Annotated in this window: 14 protein-coding genes; 6 read left to right on the top strand and 8 right to left on the bottom strand. The window is 62.2% G+C overall.

The features are described from left to right. Positions 1–18: 18 nt before the first annotated feature. The 6 genes from odhB to sdhC all read right to left on the bottom strand — a co-directional run bounded on the left by odhB (position 19) and on the right by sdhC (position 7,453). Positions 19–1,212, bottom strand: a complete 1,194-nt coding sequence (gene odhB, locus C3F36_RS20630; protein WP_042863770.1) for a 2-oxoglutarate dehydrogenase complex dihydrolipoyllysine-residue succinyltransferase — start codon at positions 1,210–1,212, stop codon at positions 19–21. A gap of 86 nt (positions 1,213–1,298) precedes the next feature. Continuing rightward, positions 1,299–4,109, bottom strand: coding sequence for a 2-oxoglutarate dehydrogenase E1 component (sucA, locus tag C3F36_RS20625; protein WP_104455828.1), 2,811 nt, complete (start codon positions 4,107–4,109; stop codon positions 1,299–1,301). Between the two features lie 114 nt (positions 4,110–4,223). Continuing rightward, a complete protein-coding gene (locus C3F36_RS20620; protein ID WP_010674497.1) occupies positions 4,224–4,940 on the bottom strand; it encodes a succinate dehydrogenase iron-sulfur subunit in 717 nt (238 codons plus the stop codon). 17 nt (positions 4,941–4,957) lie between these two features. Next, positions 4,958–6,724, bottom strand: a complete 1,767-nt coding sequence (gene sdhA / locus C3F36_RS20615) for a succinate dehydrogenase flavoprotein subunit (RefSeq protein WP_042015499.1) — start codon at positions 6,722–6,724, stop codon at positions 4,958–4,960. 1 nt (position 6,725) lies between these two features. Next, on the bottom strand, positions 6,726–7,070 hold the full coding sequence (gene sdhD, locus C3F36_RS20610) for a succinate dehydrogenase, hydrophobic membrane anchor protein (RefSeq protein ID WP_104455827.1): 345 nt from the start codon (positions 7,068–7,070) through the stop codon (positions 6,726–6,728). Beyond that, positions 7,064–7,453 (bottom strand): succinate dehydrogenase cytochrome b556 subunit, encoded by a 390-nt coding sequence (sdhC, locus tag C3F36_RS20605; RefSeq protein ID WP_104455826.1) that lies wholly within the window; start codon positions 7,451–7,453, stop codon positions 7,064–7,066. Before sdhC ends, sdhD begins: the two co-directional genes overlap by 7 nt. 423 nt (positions 7,454–7,876) lie before the next feature. Between sdhC and C3F36_RS20600 the strand changes: the two genes are divergently transcribed. From C3F36_RS20600 to C3F36_RS20590, 3 genes are all read left to right on the top strand, one after another. After that, positions 7,877–9,163: a citrate synthase gene (locus C3F36_RS20600; protein ID WP_010674492.1), complete on the top strand. Its 1,287-nt coding sequence runs from the start codon at positions 7,877–7,879 to the stop codon at positions 9,161–9,163. A 93-nt stretch (positions 9,164–9,256) separates the two neighbouring features. Further along, the gene (locus C3F36_RS20595) at positions 9,257–9,571 is read left to right on the top strand and encodes a DUF4377 domain-containing protein (protein ID WP_104455825.1); all 315 of its coding nucleotides are present in this window, start codon (positions 9,257–9,259) and stop codon (positions 9,569–9,571) included. 97 nt (positions 9,572–9,668) lie between these two features. Next, positions 9,669–10,193 (top strand): GNAT family N-acetyltransferase, encoded by a 525-nt coding sequence (locus C3F36_RS20590; protein WP_010674490.1) that lies wholly within the window; start codon positions 9,669–9,671, stop codon positions 10,191–10,193. A gap of 69 nt (positions 10,194–10,262) precedes the next feature. On the opposite strand, the gene fabB is transcribed toward C3F36_RS20590, so the two are convergent. Then, positions 10,263–11,474 carry a beta-ketoacyl-ACP synthase I gene (fabB, locus tag C3F36_RS20585; protein ID WP_029314417.1) on the bottom strand — a complete coding sequence of 404 codons (1,212 nt, stop codon included), beginning with the start codon at positions 11,472–11,474 and terminating at the stop codon, positions 10,263–10,265. Positions 11,475–11,564: 90 nt separating this feature from the next. Here fabB and mnmC point away from each other — a divergent pair, with 90 nt between their 5' ends. Next, positions 11,565–13,580 (top strand): bifunctional tRNA (5-methylaminomethyl-2-thiouridine)(34)-methyltransferase MnmD/FAD-dependent 5-carboxymethylaminomethyl-2-thiouridine(34) oxidoreductase MnmC, encoded by a 2,016-nt coding sequence (mnmC, locus tag C3F36_RS20580; RefSeq protein WP_199769627.1) that lies wholly within the window; start codon positions 11,565–11,567, stop codon positions 13,578–13,580. Positions 13,581–13,697: 117 nt separating this feature from the next. Here mnmC and C3F36_RS20575 read toward each other — a convergent pair whose 3' ends face one another. Continuing rightward, the gene (locus C3F36_RS20575; RefSeq protein ID WP_010674487.1) at positions 13,698–14,303 is read right to left on the bottom strand and encodes a DUF922 domain-containing protein; all 606 of its coding nucleotides are present in this window, start codon (positions 14,301–14,303) and stop codon (positions 13,698–13,700) included. Positions 14,304–14,626: 323 nt separating this feature from the next. On the opposite strand from C3F36_RS20575, the gene dcuC reads away from it, so the two are divergent. Together dcuC and C3F36_RS20565 are read left to right on the top strand one after the other, a co-directional pair. After that, the gene (dcuC, locus tag C3F36_RS20570) at positions 14,627–15,979 is read left to right on the top strand and encodes an anaerobic C4-dicarboxylate transporter DcuC (RefSeq protein ID WP_010674486.1); all 1,353 of its coding nucleotides are present in this window, start codon (positions 14,627–14,629) and stop codon (positions 15,977–15,979) included. 90 nt (positions 15,980–16,069) lie between these two features. Continuing rightward, the gene (locus C3F36_RS20565; RefSeq protein WP_104455823.1) at positions 16,070–17,719 is read left to right on the top strand and encodes a bifunctional metallophosphatase/5'-nucleotidase; all 1,650 of its coding nucleotides are present in this window, start codon (positions 16,070–16,072) and stop codon (positions 17,717–17,719) included. Positions 17,720–17,826 lie beyond the last annotated feature (107 nt).

Below are 17,826 nucleotides of genomic sequence, written 5' to 3'. Positions count from 1 at the left end.
TCTTTCAGTCACGCTTGCTCAGACATCCAGCAGCAGACGAGTCGGGTCTTCCAGCAGCTCCTTGATGGAGACCAGGAAGCCCACGGACTCGCGGCCGTCGATGATGCGGTGATCGTAGGAGAGCGCCAGGTACATCATCGGCAGGATCTCGACCTTGCCGTCGACGGCCATGGGGCGGTCCTGGATCTTGTGCATGCCCAGAATGGCGCTCTGGGGCGGGTTGATGATGGGGGTGGACATCAGGGAGCCGAACACGCCACCGTTGGTGATGGTGAAGTTGCCGCCGGTCAGTTCATCCACGGTCAGCTTGCCGTCACGGCCCTTGCCGGCCAGGTCTTTGATGGCCTTCTCGATATCGGCCAGGCTCATGTTGTCGCAGTCACGCAGCACCGGGGTCACCAGACCACGGGGGGTGGAGACGGCGATGCTGACGTCGAAGTAGTTGTGGTAGACGATGTCGTCACCGTCCAGCGCCGCGTTCACTTCCGGGTAGCGCTTGAGGGATTCGACCACGGCCTTCACATAGAAGGACATGAAGCCGAGCTTGATGCCGTGCTTCTTCTCGAAGATCTCGCCGTACTGCTTGCGCAGCTTCATGATGGGCGCCATGTTGATCTCGTTGAAGGTGGTCAGCATGGCGGTGGTGTTCTTGGCCTCCAGCAGACGCTCGGCGATGCGCTTGCGCAGACGGGTCATGGGCACACGCTTCTCGGTGCGACCGGCCAGCGGCGCGACCGGTGCGGCAGCCACGGGAGCGGCAGCAGTCGGCGCAGCCACAGGAGCCTTGCCCAGATTCTTGATGAAGGCTTCCACGTCTTCCTTGGTGACACGACCACCCTTGCCGGTTCCGGTCAACTTGGCGACGTCGATGTCGTGCTCGGCCACCATGCGGCGCACGGAAGGGCTCAGGCCATCGGCAGCGTCATCGGCCACGGCTTCCACCGGCTTTTCGCTGGTCGCTTCACCGGCAACGGGCGCCGGCTTGAGCATGGCGATCAGCTGGCGGGAGAGCACGGTGGCCCCTTCGCTCTGCAGGATGTCGCCCAGTACGCCGGCTTCCGGCGCGGGCACTTCCAGCACGACTTTATCGGTTTCGATGTCAACCAGCACTTCGTCACGGGCAACCAGATCACCCGGTTTCTTGTGCCAGGTCGCGATGGTGGCATCCGCCACTGATTCCGGCAGGTCCGGTACCTTGATCTCGATAGTCATGTAATCAGTTCCTTGTTACTTCTTGGCCAGCAGGCTTGTTCCAGGTCAGAGAGGGTCCCGACACGGGCCCTCTCATCCACAACTCGTTATTCCAGGGTAAGGGCGTCTTCCACCAGGGCTTTTTGCTGCTTGGCGTGGACGGACATGTAACCGACGGCCGGTGAGGCCGACGCCGGACGACCGGCATAACGCAGACGGGCATGGCTTGGCAGCACGCTGTCGTAGTGATGACGGGTGCTGTACCAGGCGCCCTGGTTCTGCGGCTCTTCCTGACACCAGACGAAGTCGGTGACATGGCTGTAATCGGCCAGGATGGCGCGCACTTCCTCTTCCGGGAAGGGGTAGAGCTGCTCGATCCGTACCAGGGCCACGTCCTGCTGCTCGGCCTTGCGACGGGCATCGAGCAGGTCGTAGTAGACCTTGCCGGAGCAGAAGACCACGCGCTTGACGCCTTTGGGATCCAGCGCATCGATCTCGCCGATGGCGTTCTGGAAGGTGCCCTCTGCCAGCTCTTCGAGCTTGCTCACCGCCAGCGGGTGGCGCAGCAGGGATTTGGGCGTCATCACGATGAGCGGACGGCGCATGGGGCGCACCACCTGGCGACGCAGCATGTGGAACACCTGTGCCGGGGTGGAGGGCACGCACACCTGCATGTTGTGCTGAGCGCACATCTGCAGGTAACGCTCCAGACGGGCGGAGGAGTGCTCCGGGCCCTGACCCTCGTAACCGTGGGGCAGCAGCATAGTCAGGCCGCACATCCGGCCCCACTTCTGCTCGCCGGAGGAGAGGAACTGGTCCACCACCACCTGGGCGCAGTTGGCGAAGTCACCGAACTGGGCTTCCCAAATGGTGAGACCGGCCGGCTCCGCGCTGGCGTAGCCATATTCAAACGCCAGTACCGCGTTCTCGGTCAGCACGGAATCGTACACCTCGAACGGGCCCTGCTCGTCGTGCAGGTTGCACAGCGGGGTGTAGGTGCTGGCATCGGTCTGGCTGTGCAGCACGGCGTGGCGATGGAAGAAGGTACCGCGGCCGGAGTCTTCCCCGGTGAAGCGGATGCGGGATCCCTTGTCCACCAGAGTGGCGTAGGCCAGAGTCTCGGCAAAGCCCCAGTCCACCAGCTTCTCACCGGCGGCCATCAGGCGACGGTCTTCGTAGATCTTCTCGACCTGACGTTGCAGCACATGGGTCGCCGGGTACTGGCTGATGCGCTCACCCAGGGCCTTCAGGTGATCCATGGGCACAGTGCTGTCATAGGGCATGGCCCAGTCGTGACCGAGATACGGGGTCCAGTCCACGGAGTGCAGCTCCATGGGGCGCCACTCCTTGCTCACCCGCTCGCCCCGATCCAGGGTATCGCGATAGTCGTTGACTAGCGTGGTGGCCAGCTCCGGCGCGATGGCTCCTTCGGCGATCAGCTGATCGGCGTAGATCTTGCGCGGGGTCGGGTGCTGCTTGATCTTCTGGTACATCAGGGGCTGGGTCGCGCTCGGCTCGTCAGCCTCGTTGTGGCCGTGACGACGGTAGCAGACCAGCTCGATCACCACGTCGCGCTTGAAGGTGTTGCGGTAATCCAGGGCAATCTGGGTCACCAGTACCACGGCTTCCGGGTCATTCCCGTTGACGTGCAGCACAGGTGCCTGCACAGCCTTGGCGATGTCGGTGCAATATTCGGTGGAGCGCAGGTCACGGATATAGGAGGTGGTGAAGCCCACCTGGTTGTTGATGACGATGCGCACCGTCCCGCCCACGCCATAGGCACGGGTCTGAGACATGTTGAAGGTCTCGGCAACGACCCCCTGCCCCGCGATGGCGGAGTCACCGTGGATGGTGATGGGCAGGACGCTGGAGCCGTCCTTGTCACCGCGACGGTCCATACGGGCACGCACGGAGCCGATGACCACGGGGTTGACGATCTCGAGGTGCGACGGGTTGAAGGCAAGCGCCAGGTGGACGTTGCCGCCCGGGGTGGCGAAGTCGGAGGAGAAGCCCATGTGGTACTTCACGTCCCCTGTGCCCCAGGATTCGCCGTGCTTGCCGGCAAACTCGTCGAACAGGTCCTGGGCGCGCTTGCCCAGCACGTTGATGAGCACGTTGAGGCGACCGCGGTGGGCCATGCCGATGACGGCTTCCTTGCAACCCTGCTCACCGGCGCGACGGATCAACTCTTTGAGCATGGGCACCATGGCATCGCCCCCTTCCAGGGAGAATCGCTTGGCCCCCGGGAACTTGGCACCCAGGTATTTTTCCAGCCCTTCGGCGGCGGTCAGGCTCTCGAGGAAGCGGGTCTTCTCTTCGAGGGTATAGTTGCCCTTCCCTTCGATGGATTCCAGCCTGTCTTGCAGCCAGCGCTTCTCCTCGGTGGAAGTAAGGTGCATATAGTCGGCGCCGATGCTGCCGCAATAGGTTTTCTTCAGCGAGGCATACAGATCGGAGAGCACCATGGTCTCGCGACCGATGGCGTAGGAGCCCACATTGAAGGTGGCCTCCATGTCTGCACCTTGCAGGTTGTGGAAGGCCGGGTCCAGCTCGGCGACCGGCTCGCGCTGCCACAGACCCAGGGGGTCCAGGTTGGCGTTCTGGTGACCGCGGAAACGGAAGGCGTTGATCAGTTGCAGTACGCGAACCTGTTTGGCATCCACCTGGGGATCGGAGACGGGAGCGCTGTAACGGGAGGAGTCCTTGGCCAGGCGGCGGAAATAGTCGCGAACCTGGGAGTGGGGTTGTTCTACTGCATGTCCGTTGACCTGGGGCAGCGACTGGAACAGGCTGCGCCATTCGTCGGCAACGGAGTCGGGGTTTTCCAGGAAGGATTCGTACAAATCCTCAATGTAGCTTGCATTCGCACCAGCCAGGTGAGATGACTCCAACCAGGCCTTCATCACGCCGTTATGCATTTCTATCCCTTGTACATCTTGTTCGCTGCACTGCAGCTTGTAGGGTCATAGCCATCCCGGGGCGGGATGGCTATCCAGAGGTCGGGCCCGGCGCAAGACGCCCTGGCCCTGGTACTACACGGCCCGATTGAGCAACATCGACTTGATCTGACCGATGGCCTTGGTCGGGTTCAAGCCCTTGGGACAGACGTTCACGCAGTTCATGATGCCGTGGCAGCGGAACACGCTGAAGGCGTCATCCAGGTTGCCCAGTCGCTCACTGGCCGCAGTGTCGCGGCTGTCCGCCAGCCAGCGATAGGCGGCGAGCAGGCCGGCCGGACCGATGAACTTATCCGGGTTCCACCAGAAGGAGGGGCAAGAGGTGGAGCAGCAGGCACAGAGTATGCACTCGTACAGGCCATCCAGCTTGGCGCGCTCTTCGGGGGATTGCAGGTGCTCACGCACGGGCGGCAGTTTTTCGTCGTTGATGAGGAAGGGTTTAACCTTCTCCCACTGGGTGTAGAACTGGGTCATGTCGATCACCAGATCCCGGATCACCGGCAGACCGGGCAAGGGTCGAATGACGACCTTGCTGCCCTTCTTCAAGAGATCGGAGAGCGGCGTGATGCAGGCCAGACCGTTCTTGCCATTCATGTTGAGACCGTCAGATCCACAGACCCCTTCGCGGCAGGAGCGGCGGAAGGCGAGCGTGGGATCCAGCTCCTTGAGCTGGATCAGTGCGTCGAGCACCATCATGTCGGAACCTTCAGGAATATCAAGACGATAATCCTTCATATACGGGACGTTATCAACGTCCGGATTGTATCTGTAGACAGAGAATGTGACGTTCATTGTGCTTGGCTCCGCAATCAGTAAGTCCGGACCTTGGGCGGGAACGCCTCACGGGTCTTGGGTGACATGTTGACAGCGCGACGGGTCATGGACTCGGTGTCCGGATGATAGAGGCTGTGGCACAGCCAGCTCTCATCGTCACGCTCCGGGAAGTCGAAGCGGCTGTGGGCGCCACGACTCTCGGTACGGAAGTTCGCCGCCACCGCGGTGGCATAGGCGGTCTCCATCAGGTTGTCCAGCTCCAGGCACTCGATGCGCTGGGTATTGAACTCCTTGGAGGTGTCGTCCAGACGGGCGTTCTTGAGACGCTCGCGGATGAGTTTCAGCTCGGCCAGCCCTTCTGCCATGGCATCCCCTTCCCGGAACACGGAGAAGTTGTTCTGCATGCAGCGCTGCAGGTCCTTGCGGATCTGGGCCGGGTCTTCCCCGTCACGGTTGTTTTCCCAGCGGTTGAAGCGCTCCAGCGCCTTGGCGATGTCGGCGTCGGTGGCTTCCGCGCCGTGCTCCATCGAGCCCAGGGTCTCCACCAGGTGCATGCCGGCAGCACGACCGAACACAACCAGATCCAGCAGCGAGTTGCCGCCCAGACGGTTGGCACCGTGCACGGAGACGCAGGCGATCTCGCCCACCGCGAACAGACCGACAACCGGCACGTCGTTGCCATCCTTGTCCTGGGTCAGGCACTGGCCGTTCACGCTGGTCGGCACGCCGCCCATCATGTAGTGGCAGGTCGGGATGATGGGGATGGGCTCTTTGACCGGATCCACGTGGGCGAAGGTGCGAGAGAGCTCGCAGATGCCCGGCAGGCGGGATTCCAACACCTCTTTGCCCAGATGATCCAGCTTGAGCTTGATGTGCGGGCCCCAGGGACCGTCACAGCCACGGCCTTCGCGGATCTCGATCATGATGGAACGGGCCACCACGTCGCGACCGGCCAGATCCTTGGCGTTTGGCGCATAACGCTCCATGAAGCGCTCGCCGTCCTTGTTCAGCAGGTAGCCGCCTTCACCACGGCAACCCTCGGTCACCAGTACCCCTGCCCCGGCAATACCGGTGGGGTGGAACTGCCAGAACTCCATGTCCTGCACGCCGACCCCGGCGCGCAGCGCCATGCCGACGCCGTCACCGGTGTTGATGTGGGCGTTGGTGGTGGACTGATAGATGCGACCAGCGCCGCCGGTGGCGAGCACGGTGGCCTTGGCCTTGAAGTAGACGACTTCGCCGCTCTCCATGTCGATGGCGGTACAGCCGACGATATGGCCATCCTGGTTCTTCACCAGATCCAGGGCATACCACTCGGAGAAGACGGTGGTCTTGTTCTTGACGTTTTGTTGATACAGGGTGTGCAGCAGGGCGTGACCGGTACGGTCGGCTGCCGCCGCAGTGCGGGCAGCCTGCTCGCCGCCGAAGTTCTTGGACTGACCGCCGAACGGACGCTGGTAGACGGTACCGTTGTCAAAGCGGGAGAAAGGCAAGCCCATGTTCTCCAGCTCATAGATGGCCTCGGGGCCGGTCTTGCACATGTATTCGATGGCTTCCTGATCACCGATATAATCGGAGCCCTTGACGGTGTCATACATGTGCCACTGCCAGTTGTCGTCGTGGGCATTGCCCAGGGCGACCGTGATCCCGCCCTGGGCGGAGACCGTGTGGGAACGGGTCGGGAAAACCTTGGATAACAGGGCGCAGCTCTTGCCGGACTGGGCAATCTGCAGCGCGGCGCGCATGCCGGCACCACCGGCACCGATCACGACCGCATCAAATTCACGAGTTGGAATAGTCACCTTACACACCCCACAGCACGACGAAACCAGTCATCACATAGACAAACAGCACCACCACCAGCACAAACTGCAGCGTACCGCGCAGTCCGACCGGCTTGATATAGTCGGTCAGCACCTGCCACAGACCGATCCAGGCGTGGATCAAGACGCATACGAGCGTCAGCAGGGTGAAGACCTTGGTGAAGGTGTTGGAGAAGAAGCCGGTCCACACCTCGTAGGTGATGTCGTTGAACGCGACAAAGCCAACCAGATAGAGGACGTAGCACGTCATGATGAGGGCGGTGGCGCGGATCAGGATGTAATCATGAACACCGCTGCGCCCGAAAGTTGCAGAATTGGTTACCATACCAGTACCCCCACCAATACCGCCAAAACCGCGGTGATCACGAAGGCCACACGGGCACTCTGATTACCGGATTCCAGCTCTTCCCAATAGCCCATGTCCATGACCAGGTGCCGCAGACCGCCCACGATGTGGTAAGCCAGCGCGGTCAGGATCCCCCACAGCACGAACTTGACCAGGAAGTTGTCCATGATGGCAACGACCGATTCAAATCCTTCGGGAGAGGCGAGTGAAGTACCAAGCATCCACAGCAAGATGGCCAATGCCACAAAGGTGATGACCCCTGAGACACGATGCAAGATGGAAGCGATGGCGGTGACAGGAAAGCTGATCGTCTGTAGGTCGAGGTTTACAGGTCTCTGTTTGTTTTTCACGGCTTTGCCCACTCAGCTCCATTGAGCACGTTAGTTATTGTTTTCACACGCTTTGAGGGCGAGGAGTGGCATTTGTTAGGTTTTTGTTACCAAAACAACTCAGGAAAGCCAAAAATAACATTTTCGATATCACATCTGGCTTTGCGAAAGCGTTTCAAACACCGACGACCATCACCCACGTGGCGCAGTATATCGGCGGCCTTAACCAATGACAATCAAATAGCTACACAGAAAATCCAAAACCGTAAACCAGATCTCACAACAGCTTTAACAAGTCATTAATGATCATCCAGCAAAATTGACAAAGACATGGTTCTCTGGTTCAAATAAGGCGCTCCAGCCGCCGTGGTACGGGTAAGAACCTTTGCCAGCGTCATAACAGTCGTAATAAAGTAGGGCTGGAACCAAATTATAAAAGAGCAAAGGAGACGTGCTATGGCTGATAAGATAGCCACCCTACATCTGCCCGGAAAAGAGCCGGTTGAACTGCCGATCCTCTCCGGTACCGTTGGACCCGATGTGATCGATGTCAGAAAGCTGGGCACGCAAGGATATTTCACCTTCGACCCCGGCTTCATGGCCACCGGTTCTTGCAAATCTTCCATCACCTACATCGATGGCGACCAGGGTGTCTTGCTGCACCGCGGTTACCCCATCGCCCAGTTGGCCACCCAGGCCAGCTACCTCGAAGTCTGCTACATCCTGCTGTACGGCGAGGCCCCCACCAAGACCCAATATGCGGAATTTGAACGTCTGGTCACCCGCCACACCATGGTGCACGAGCAGATCGCCTTCTTCTTCCGCGGCTTCCGCCGCGACGCCCACCCCATGGCCGTCATGTGCGGCGTGGTCAGCGCGCTGTCCGCCTTCTATCACGACGCCCTCGACATCAACAACGAGGAGCATCGCGAGATCTGTGCCTTCCGTCTGCTCTCCAAGATGCCGACCCTGGCCGCCATGTGTTACAAGTACTCCATCGGCCAGCCCTTCATGCAACCGCGCAACGCCCTCTCCTATGCAGGCAACTTCCTGCACATGATGTTTGGCGTGCCGACCGAAGAGTACAAGGTCAACCCCATCGTCGAGCGCGCCATGGACCGCATCTTCACCCTGCATGCGGATCATGAGCAAAACGCCTCCACCTCCACCGTGCGTCTGGCCGGTTCTTCCGGTGCCAACCCGTTTGCCTGTATCGCCGCGGGGATCGCCTCACTGTGGGGCCCGGCCCACGGCGGTGCCAACGAAGCCTGCCTCAAGATGCTCGAAGAGATTGGCTCCGTGGATCGCATTCCCGAGTACATCGGCCGCGCCAAGGACAAGAACGATCCGTTCCGTCTGATGGGCTTCGGCCACCGGGTCTACAAGAACCACGATCCCCGTGCCACCGTGATGCGCGAAACCTGCCACGAGGTGCTTACCGAGCTGCAGATCAAAGATCCGCTGCTGGACGTGGCCATGGAGCTGGAGCGCATCGCGCTGTCCGACCCCTACTTCATCGAGAAGAAGCTCTACCCGAACGTGGACTTCTACTCCGGCATCATCATGAAGGCCATCGGCATCCCCATGTCCATGTTCACCGTGATCTTCGCCATTTCCCGTACCATCGGCTGGATTGCCCACTGGAACGAGATGCACTCGGACCCGGATCAGAAGATCGGCCGTCCCCGTCAGCTCTACACCGGTCAGCCCCTGCGCGAGTTCGTGCCCCTCGACCAGCGCTGAGCCCGATCTGTCATGGTTTGTTACAAAGGCGGTCATTGACCGCCTTTTCTTTTGCAGGTTTAATCGCGCCCTTTTACGCCAAGGACACTCATCATGAAATCTCCCCTGCTCCTCAGCTCCGCCCTCCTGCTCAGCGCCTGCCAGAGCGCCCCGACCACCGAAACCCTCTATATCCAGGACAAGCTGGCAGACTGCGTCGGTGTCGCCCCCATGAAGTGCATGCAGGTGCGCAGTCAGCCGGGCGAGAGCTGGAGTCTCTTCTATCAGCAGATCGAAGGCTTCACCTTTGAACCGGGCTTTCGCTATCAACTCGAAGTGAGCAAGGAGCAACTTGCCGATGTGCCGGCCGATGCCCCTTCCTTGCGCTACCAGCTGATCAAGATCGTGAGCAAGGAGCCGGTTCGCTGACGAGTCGCTGACAGGTGACCCGGTTTCGTTTGTGTGCTCTCTGGGGTATGCTGTCACCCCTTTTTGCCACGGTTTGAGTACGGACCCGACCCGCATCATGATCACCATCCGCACCATCCGCACGCCAGACTGGCCCGCCATCATGGCCATCCAGCACGAGTGTTATCACCAGTTCGAACCCGAGCCCCTCGAGGTGATGCAGAACAAAACCGAGCTGGCCCCCGCCTCCTGCTGGGTGGCCGAGCGTCAGGGCAAAGTGCTGGGTTACCTGCTCTGCCACCCCTGGCGTGCCCACCAGCCCCCGCCCCTCTCGGTGCCGATGAAGGCGCTGGCCGGCCACGACGAGTTCTATCTGCACGATCTCGCTGTCTCGAGCAAGGCACGCGGCCTGGGTGTCGGACAGCGACTGCTGGCAAGGGCGCTCGCTTTCGCGAGCCATGCAGGATATCGCCATGCAGGCCTGGTGGCGGTTCAGGATGCCCCCGCCTTCTGGCGCAAGCAGGGGTTTGTGCCCGCCGACACCGGCAAATCGCTGGTGGAGTATGGTGACGGGGCAGTCTATATGCGGTTGCCCCTGGCTGACAGCGGTCCCAAACCGGGAACCATCAGCAGAATTCAATAAAAAGAGTTCAATAAAAAAGGCGCCTTTCGGCGCCTTTTTCTATTTCGCGTTGCGCTCCCCACAGGGAGATCAAGCCTTGAACTTGCTGAACACCAGAGAGGCGTTGGTACCGCCAAAGCCGAAGCTGTTGGACATGACGGTATTGAGATCCGCCGCTTCGTATTCACGCACGATGGGCAGGCCCACGGCTTTCTCGTCCAGGTTCTCGATGTTGATGCTGGGGGCGATGAAGCCGTGTTCCATCATCAGCAGGGAGTAGACGGCCTCGTGCACGCCGGCGGCGCCCAGGGCATGGCCGGTCATCGCCTTGGTGGCGGAGAGCTTGGGTGCATTGCTGCCAAACAGGGTCTGAATGGCTTCCAGCTCCTTGGTGTCACCAACCGGAGTAGAGGTACCGTGAGTGTTGATGTAGTCCACCTTGCCGACACCCTGCATCGCCATCTTCATGCAACGCACGGCGCCTTCACCACTCGGGGCCACCATGTCGTAGCCGTCGGAGGTCGCACCGTAACCGGTGATTTCGGCGTAGATGTGGGCACCACGGGCCAGGGCGTGTTCCAGCTCCTCGACCACCAGTATGCCGCCACCACCGGAGATGACGAAGCCGTCGCGGTCCGCATCATAGGTGCGGGACGCTTTTTCCGGGTTGTCGTTGTACTTGGTGGAGAGCGCGCCCATGGCGTCGAACTGGATGGTGGAAGACCAGTCCAGCTCCTCGCCGCCACCGGCAAAGATGATGTCCTGCTTGCCAAGCTGGATCAGTTCCAAGGCGTGACCGATGCAGTGGGCAGAGGTCGCACAGGCGGAGCTGATGGTGTAGTTGACACCTTTTATCTTGAACGGGGTGGCAAGACAGGCGGAGGTGGTGGAGGACATAGTACGCGGCACCATGTAGGGACCCACCCGCTTGACGCCCTTTTCACGGGCGATATCGGCAGATTCGGAGGTGTTCTTGCCGGAGGCGCCGCCGGAACCGGTCACGATGCCGGTACGCTCGTTGGAGACCATCTCTTCCGGCAGGCCGGCATCTTCGATGGCCTGCTGCATGGAGAGGTAGGCGTAGGCCGCGGCGTCACCCATGAAACGCATGACTTTACGGTCGATCAGTTCAGACGGATCGAGTTTGATGTTACCCCAGACACGGCTGCGCAGGTTGTACTGCTCGAACTGCTCGGAATAGGTGATGCCGGATTTACCTGCTTTCAGGGAGGCCAGCACCTCTTCCTTGTTGTTGCCGATACTGGAGATGACGCCGATACCGGTGATCACTGCTCTTCTCATTAATTCATCTCGTCTGGAAAAACTGGCACCGAGTCTACCCGCTTTCGGCTGCCAAACTGGTCTGCTTTCACGTAGAATGCCCGCGATTTTGTGACGCGAGCCGAGGAAAACGTGAGTCAAACATCCTTACATCATGCCCGATTGGACTGGAACGAAGCGGGAACTCCAGTCTCCAGTGAGTTCGGGGATGTGTACTTTTCCAATGATAACGGTCTAAGTGAAACCCGCTACGTCTTTTTGCAGCAAAATCGACTGCCAGAGCGATTTTCGCATCACGATAGTGACAGTTTCGTGATTGGTGAAACAGGTTTCGGTACAGGACTTAACTTTCTGGCCACAATGGCCGTCTTTCTGGAACAGGCCCCCCTGTCCGGCAACGGATCCCGGCTGCACTTCATCAGCGTCGAGAAATACCCCCTTACCCAGGCCGATCTGCGCAAGGCCCTGGCCGCCTGGCCCGAGCTCGCCCCCTTGAGCCAGCCTCTCATCGACCAGTGGCCGTTGCCGGTCTCCGGCTGCCATCGCCTGCTCTTTGCCGATGGCCGCATCCGCCTCGATCTCTGGTTTGGCGACATCAAGGAGATGCTGCCTCACGTGCCCCATCCGGCAACCGGTCTGGTGGACGCTTGGTATCTGGACGGTTTCTCCCCTGCCAAGAACCCAGAGATGTGGACCCAGGAGCTCTTCGACAATCTCGCTCGCCTCGCCCGCCCCGATGCCACCCTCTCGACCTTTACCTGCGCCGGTTTCGTGCGACGGGGGCTGATTGCCGCCGGCTTTGCCATGAAGAAGGTGAAGGGCCATGGCAGCAAGCGGGAGATGCTGGCGGGTGTTCGGGAAGGCAAAGTGCCGCAGCAGAGCATCGCCCCCTGGTATGCCCGCCCCGCAGGGCGGGAGGGAGAGGTGCTCATCATCGGTGGCGGCATCGCTTCCGCCATGACGGCGCTCTCTCTGGTGGAGCGGGGTCGGCACGTCACCTTGCTGTGCGAAAATGGCGAACCGGCCAGCGGCGCCTCCGGCAATCGACAAGGAGCCCTCTACCCCCTGCTCAACGGCGAGCACGATGCCCTGTCGCGCTTCTATTCGCTGGCCTTTGGCTTTGCCAGAAACCGGCTGCTGGCCCTGGCAAAGCACCACCCCGTCGCCTTCTCGCTGTGTGGCGTCACCCAACTCGGCTACGACGACAAATCCGCCGCCAAGCTTGCCAAGATGAGCCAGGGCCCCTTCCCCCCCGAGCTGATGCACCCACTCTCGGCAGCGGAGGTTGAGCAGGTGGTCGGCCTGCCCTGCGATGCGGATGGTGTGAGCTATCCCCTGGGGGGCTGGCTCTGTCCGGCGGATCTCACCCGCGCCGCCATCAGGGAGGCGCAGGCCAGCAGGCGGCTGGAAGTGGTGTTCAATGCCGCTGTAACCCGCATTGCCGAAGAGGACGGTGGCTGGCACCTGGAGAGCCGGGATGGCCGCCAGTGGCACGCCCCCAATCTGGTGGTGGCGGCCGGGCATCAGTTGCCAACCCTTCTCCCCTTTGCCGAGCTTCCCCTCTATCCGGTGCGCGGCCAGGTGAGCCATGTGCCGACCACGGCGAGCTTGAGCCAGCTCAAGACCGTGCTCTGCTACGATGGCTACCTCACCCCGGCCCACAACGGTGCGCACTGTATCGGGGCCAGCTATGGCCGCAACCAGACCGACCTTGCCTACCGCGCCGACGAGCAGGACCAGAACAGGGCGCGGCTGCAAGCCTGTGTGCCCCAGCAGCGCTGGCCCGCCGAGGTGGATGTGAGCGGCGCTCAGGCCCGCATCGGGGTGCGCTGCGCCAGCCGGGATCACCTGCCGGTCGCCGGGCCCGTCGCCCGGTTGGCGGCGCTGGCGGATCATGACGTCCACGCCCCCGCGGATCAGCAGAGCGCACTACCCCTGCACGCCGGCCTCTACGTGCTGGGGGCGCTCGGCTCCCGGGGTCTGTGCTCGGCGCCCCTGTGCGGCGAACTGGTCGCCAGCGAGATCTGCGGCGATCCCCTGCCGCTGGCCGCCGATCTGCTGGAGGCGCTCCATCCCGCCCGCTACTGGGTGCGAAGGCTGCGCAGGGGCAAGCCACTGCGCGACTAACTCCCCAGGAGCCGGGGCTGCCCGCCTCCACACCATTGGGCGCACCAATAAAAAACGGGCTCAATCAGCCCGTTTTTTATGTTTTCCATGAGCGTCCATGGGCCTGTACACGTGTCATCAGCCAGCCCTGGGCCAGACGACCCCCAGCTTGCGCCCCTGATCGGTCTGGCTGGCCAGGGTGTCGAACCGCGCCCGGGTGGCCTCCAGCACCGCCTGCCCTGCCTGCCAGCCCTGATGCTCCAGGGTTGGGCAATCCCGGGTCACCGGCAACTGGGCGAGGCGCGTGCCAAGCTGGCTCACGCTCTCCAGCAGGATGTCCTTGTGACGGCTCTCGTAGTCAAACATGGCGGCCACCAGCTTGTCCCACTTCTGGCGCTCCTTCGCGGGCGCACGGGCCTTGTCCATCCAGTTGGGCACCCTGACCTGGATGCGGGCACGGACGCTGGCCTGCTCCAGCTCGCAGCGCGCCGCCGTCGCCTTCGTCTGCAACTGCCAGGAGAGCTGATAACTGGCCTTGCCGATGTGCCCGTCCGCCTGGGTGGGCGACAAGGCGGTGATCTGGCGCATCACGGCCCCCACATCGGCCCCGGAGACCCGATAGAACTGGAAGTCGACCTTGATATCGGGGGCGACCTTCACACCGGCATAGTGGGAAGGTACAGCACCGATTGAGGCGGCATAAATGAGGGCCACCGTCACCCCTGTCTTGCTGAAGAGTCCCATCTGTCCGCGGCTTTGCTCCTTGTGAGTCCCGGCTTAATTTCAATTAATAATCAATGAATTAATAACCCGATTGGGAGATTACCCCTGATCCAGCCCCCTGTCATCCGCTCTTGGCACCCGGTTGCTGCAAACGTGCGAGTCATCACCCCGGCTCAGGCGGGGATTTGCAGTCGAGATCACAAGCTGCCATCGAATGGATGGTGAAATACTCCTTAGTGGGTAATATCCGCAGTGTTTTTGTTGGCCGATACCGGATAGTCCAGCGCAACCCTCTGGTGAGCCCTGGCAGGCCACCCCCTCACTTCAACTCTTGGGAAGGTTTTATGATAGAACTCCTGATCGGCACCCTGGTCACCCTGGCCGTGGGTCGCTACATCTTCAAGGGCTACTCCGCCACCGGGGTACTGCTCAGCGGCGGCCTGCTGCTGCTGGCGATCACCGCCCTGATGGGCAAGGCGGTGCTGCCGGCGAGCGTCCCCTCCACCGGCCACATGGCCACCGACATCTTCGAATACGTGCGCTTCCTGCTGGTCGACAGGGGGGGTGGCCTCGGCATGCTCATCATGGTGCTGTGCGGCTTTGCTGGCTACATGAGCCACATCGGTGCCAACACCATACTGGTGAAGCTCGCGAGCAAGCCCCTCGGTGTCATCAAGTCCCCCTACATCCTGCTGGTGGCCGCCTATCTGGTCGCCTGCGCCATGTCGCTGGCGGTGAGCTCCGCAACCGGCCTCGGGGTTCTGCTGATGGCCACCCTCTTCCCGCTGATGGTCAACATGGGGATCTCACGTGGCGCGGCGGCGGCGGTGTGCGCCTCGCCGGCCGCCATCATCCTCTCCCCCACCTCGGGGGACGTGGTGATGGCAGCCCAGGCCGCGAACATGGAGCTCATCGAGTTTGCCTTCAAGCTGACCCTGCCCATTTCCCTGGTGGCCATCGCCGCCATGGCGGTGACCCACTTCTTCTGGCAACGTTATCTGGATCAGAAGGCCGGGGAGCACAACGCCGCGGTCGCCCCGAGCGATCTCGTCACTGACGCCCCCGGCTTCTACGCCATCCTCCCCTTCACCCCCATCATCGGTGTGCTGCTGTTTGACGGCAAACTGGGGCCCAAGCTCGACATCGTCACCATCATCGTCATCTGCCTGGTGCTGGCCGCCCTGCTGGAGCTGGTGCGCAAGCGCAACGGCCGCGAGCTGCTGGACGGGCTGCAGGTGTGCTGGCGCAACATGGCCGACGCCTTCGCCGGCGTGGTGATGCTGCTGGTGGGTGCCGGGGTCTTTGCCCAGGGTCTGATGGGGCTTGGTTTCATCGCCAACCTCCTTGATCTGGCCCAGAGCTTCGGTACCGGCGGCATCGTCATCATGCTGGTGCTGGTGGTCATCACCACCCTGGCGGCCTTCACCACGGGTTCCGGCAACGCCCCCTTCTACGCCTTCGTGGAGCTCATCCCCCATTTGGCCACCAGCCTCGGCGTCAACCCGGCCTATCTGGTGATCCCCATGCTGCAGGCATCCAACCTCGGCCGCACCATCTCGCCGGTCTCCGGGGTGGTGGTAGCCTGTGCGGGGATGGGCAATCTCTCTCCGTTCGAGGTGGTCAAACGTACCTCGCTGCCGGTGGCCGTCGGCCTGCTGGTGGTGATCCTCGCCACCCAGATCATGGTTCCCGCCTGACTCTTCACCGGCCCGGCTGCCGCCGGGCTGGTATCCCCCCCACCCCATGCAGTAGACTCGGTGCTCTTTTTTCCTAAGGAGGACCGAGCCTTGAGTATGACGGTTCAACTTGCCCACTTCAGCGACTGCCACTCCCATTTCGATGGCGCCCCCATGCGCTTCTCCCCCGATGGCGAGTCCGAATGGCGCACCCAGTGCGGCGGCTATGGCCGCATCCTGACCCGGCTCACCGCCCTGCGCCAACAGGCCGAGGCAGCCGGCCAGACCTGCCTGCTGCTGCATGGCGGCGATACCTTCCAGGGGTCACTTTACTTCAACCGCTTCAAAGGGCGGGCCAATGCGGACCTGCTGGCCCTCTTGCGACCGGATGCCATGGTGATCGGCAACCACGAATTCGATCTGGGCAACGGGCCGCTGGTGGAGTTTTTGCGCCAGCTCGATTTCCCGGTGCTCGCCGCCAACATCGACAACCGTCAGGAGCCCGCCAATGCCCCGCTGCGGCTGCAGGGGCTGCCGCAGCTGTTTGACGCGAGCCGCCCCTGGCACAAGCGCGTCATCGACGACGTGCCCTTCGCCCTGCTTGGCATCACGCTGCCGCAGATGGCCGCCATCGCGAGCCCCGATCCCCACACCCGTTTCCACGGTATCGAAGAGACCTTGAGCCGCGCCCTCGGCGAGATCAAGGCCGCCGGCATCCAGCACATCATCCTGCTCAGCCACCTGGGTCTGGCGCAGGACAAGCGACTGGCGACCCGCTTCCCCGAGCTCAGCCTCATCGTCGGCGGGCACACCCACAGCCTGCTGGGGGATCTGGCGCCGCTCGGGCTCGACAGCGAAGGCAACTATCCCCTCATGGTGAACGGGGTGGCCATCCTGCACGCCGCCCACAGCGCCCTCTGTCTCGGGGTGTGCGAACTCACCTTCGACGAGCAGGGACGCGTGTGCCAAAGCCGCGGCCAGCTGGAGTGGTTACCCTGGGATCCCTGGCCCTTTGCTTCCCCGCCTCCTGCGGGGCTGCACTTCTGCGAACCGGCCCCCGAGCTCGAGCAGCATCTGACCAAACGCTATCGCCCCGAGCTCGAAACCATGACCCGGCGCGTGGTGACCCGGCTCGCTGATCCGCTCCATCACCAGCGCCTGCCCGATGCCAGCCTGCCCGCCGGCAGCCAGGTCGCCCCCCTGGTAGCGAGTGCCATGCTGGCCAGTGCCCGCGAACAGGTGGGTCAGGTGGACTTTGCCCTGCACAATGCCGGGGGCGTGCGCTGCTCCCTCGAGCCCGGTCCCCTGACCGAAGCAGACGTTGCCGGACGCCTGCTGCCCTTTGCCATTCCCCTTACCCTCTACCGGGTGCACGGCCATGAACTGGCCGAGGCGCTGGAGGGGGCCATCGACAACGCCACCAACAACGGGGGGACGGGCAATGGCAGCGGCAGCTTCCCCTATACCGCCGGGGTGCGCTTCTGCTATCAGGCCGACAGACCCAAAGGGGAGAGGATCACTCGCCTGGAATGGGAAGTCAGCCCGGGTCAGTGGCAGCACGTCGAGCCGGATGCCATCTATCGCGGGGTCTCCAGTGCCTATACCGCCTCCGGCAAGGAGGGCTACACGGCCCTTGCCCGCACCCTGACCCAGCACAATCAGGAGCTCGGCATCACCCTGGCGGATGCCTTCCTGCGCTGGGCACGTCACCTGCCGGGGCTCAGCCCCCTGCCGGCCCTGGTGGAGTATCACGGCCAGTGAATCTGACACCGGCCCATCCCGGGTCGGTGCCGCCTTTCCCCCGCATAGGGGAATCCTGATCCACTCCCAGGCGCAGGTCCCCCTACCATGCAACCTCAGGCTGTGAC

The sequence above is a fragment of the Aeromonas sp. ASNIH2 genome, assembly GCF_002934795.1.
In the GTDB taxonomy this organism is placed as follows: domain Bacteria; phylum Pseudomonadota; class Gammaproteobacteria; order Enterobacterales; family Aeromonadaceae; genus Aeromonas; species Aeromonas caviae.
This window is presented reverse-complemented; position numbering and strand designations above follow the sequence as displayed.

Coding starts and splice junctions, on each gene's coding strand:
- odhB (WP_042863770.1), bottom strand. CDS start 1,212: ATGACTATCGAGATCAAGGTACCGGACCTGCCGGAATCAGTGGCGGAT.
- sucA (WP_104455828.1), bottom strand. CDS start 4,109: ATGCATAACGGCGTGATGAAGGCCTGGTTGGAGTCATCTCACCTGGCT.
- C3F36_RS20620 (WP_010674497.1), bottom strand. CDS start 4,940: ATGAACGTCACATTCTCTGTCTACAGATACAATCCGGACGTTGATAAC.
- sdhD (WP_104455827.1), bottom strand. CDS start 7,070: ATGGTAACCAATTCTGCAACTTTCGGGCGCAGCGGTGTTCATGATTAC.
- C3F36_RS20600 (WP_010674492.1), top strand. CDS start 7,877: ATGGCTGATAAGATAGCCACCCTACATCTGCCCGGAAAAGAGCCGGTT.
- C3F36_RS20595 (WP_104455825.1), top strand. CDS start 9,257: ATGAAATCTCCCCTGCTCCTCAGCTCCGCCCTCCTGCTCAGCGCCTGC.
- C3F36_RS20590 (WP_010674490.1), top strand. CDS start 9,669: ATGATCACCATCCGCACCATCCGCACGCCAGACTGGCCCGCCATCATG.
- fabB (WP_029314417.1), bottom strand. CDS start 11,474: ATGAGAAGAGCAGTGATCACCGGTATCGGCGTCATCTCCAGTATCGGC.
- C3F36_RS20575 (WP_010674487.1), bottom strand. CDS start 14,303: ATGGGACTCTTCAGCAAGACAGGGGTGACGGTGGCCCTCATTTATGCC.
- dcuC (WP_010674486.1), top strand. CDS start 14,627: ATGATAGAACTCCTGATCGGCACCCTGGTCACCCTGGCCGTGGGTCGC.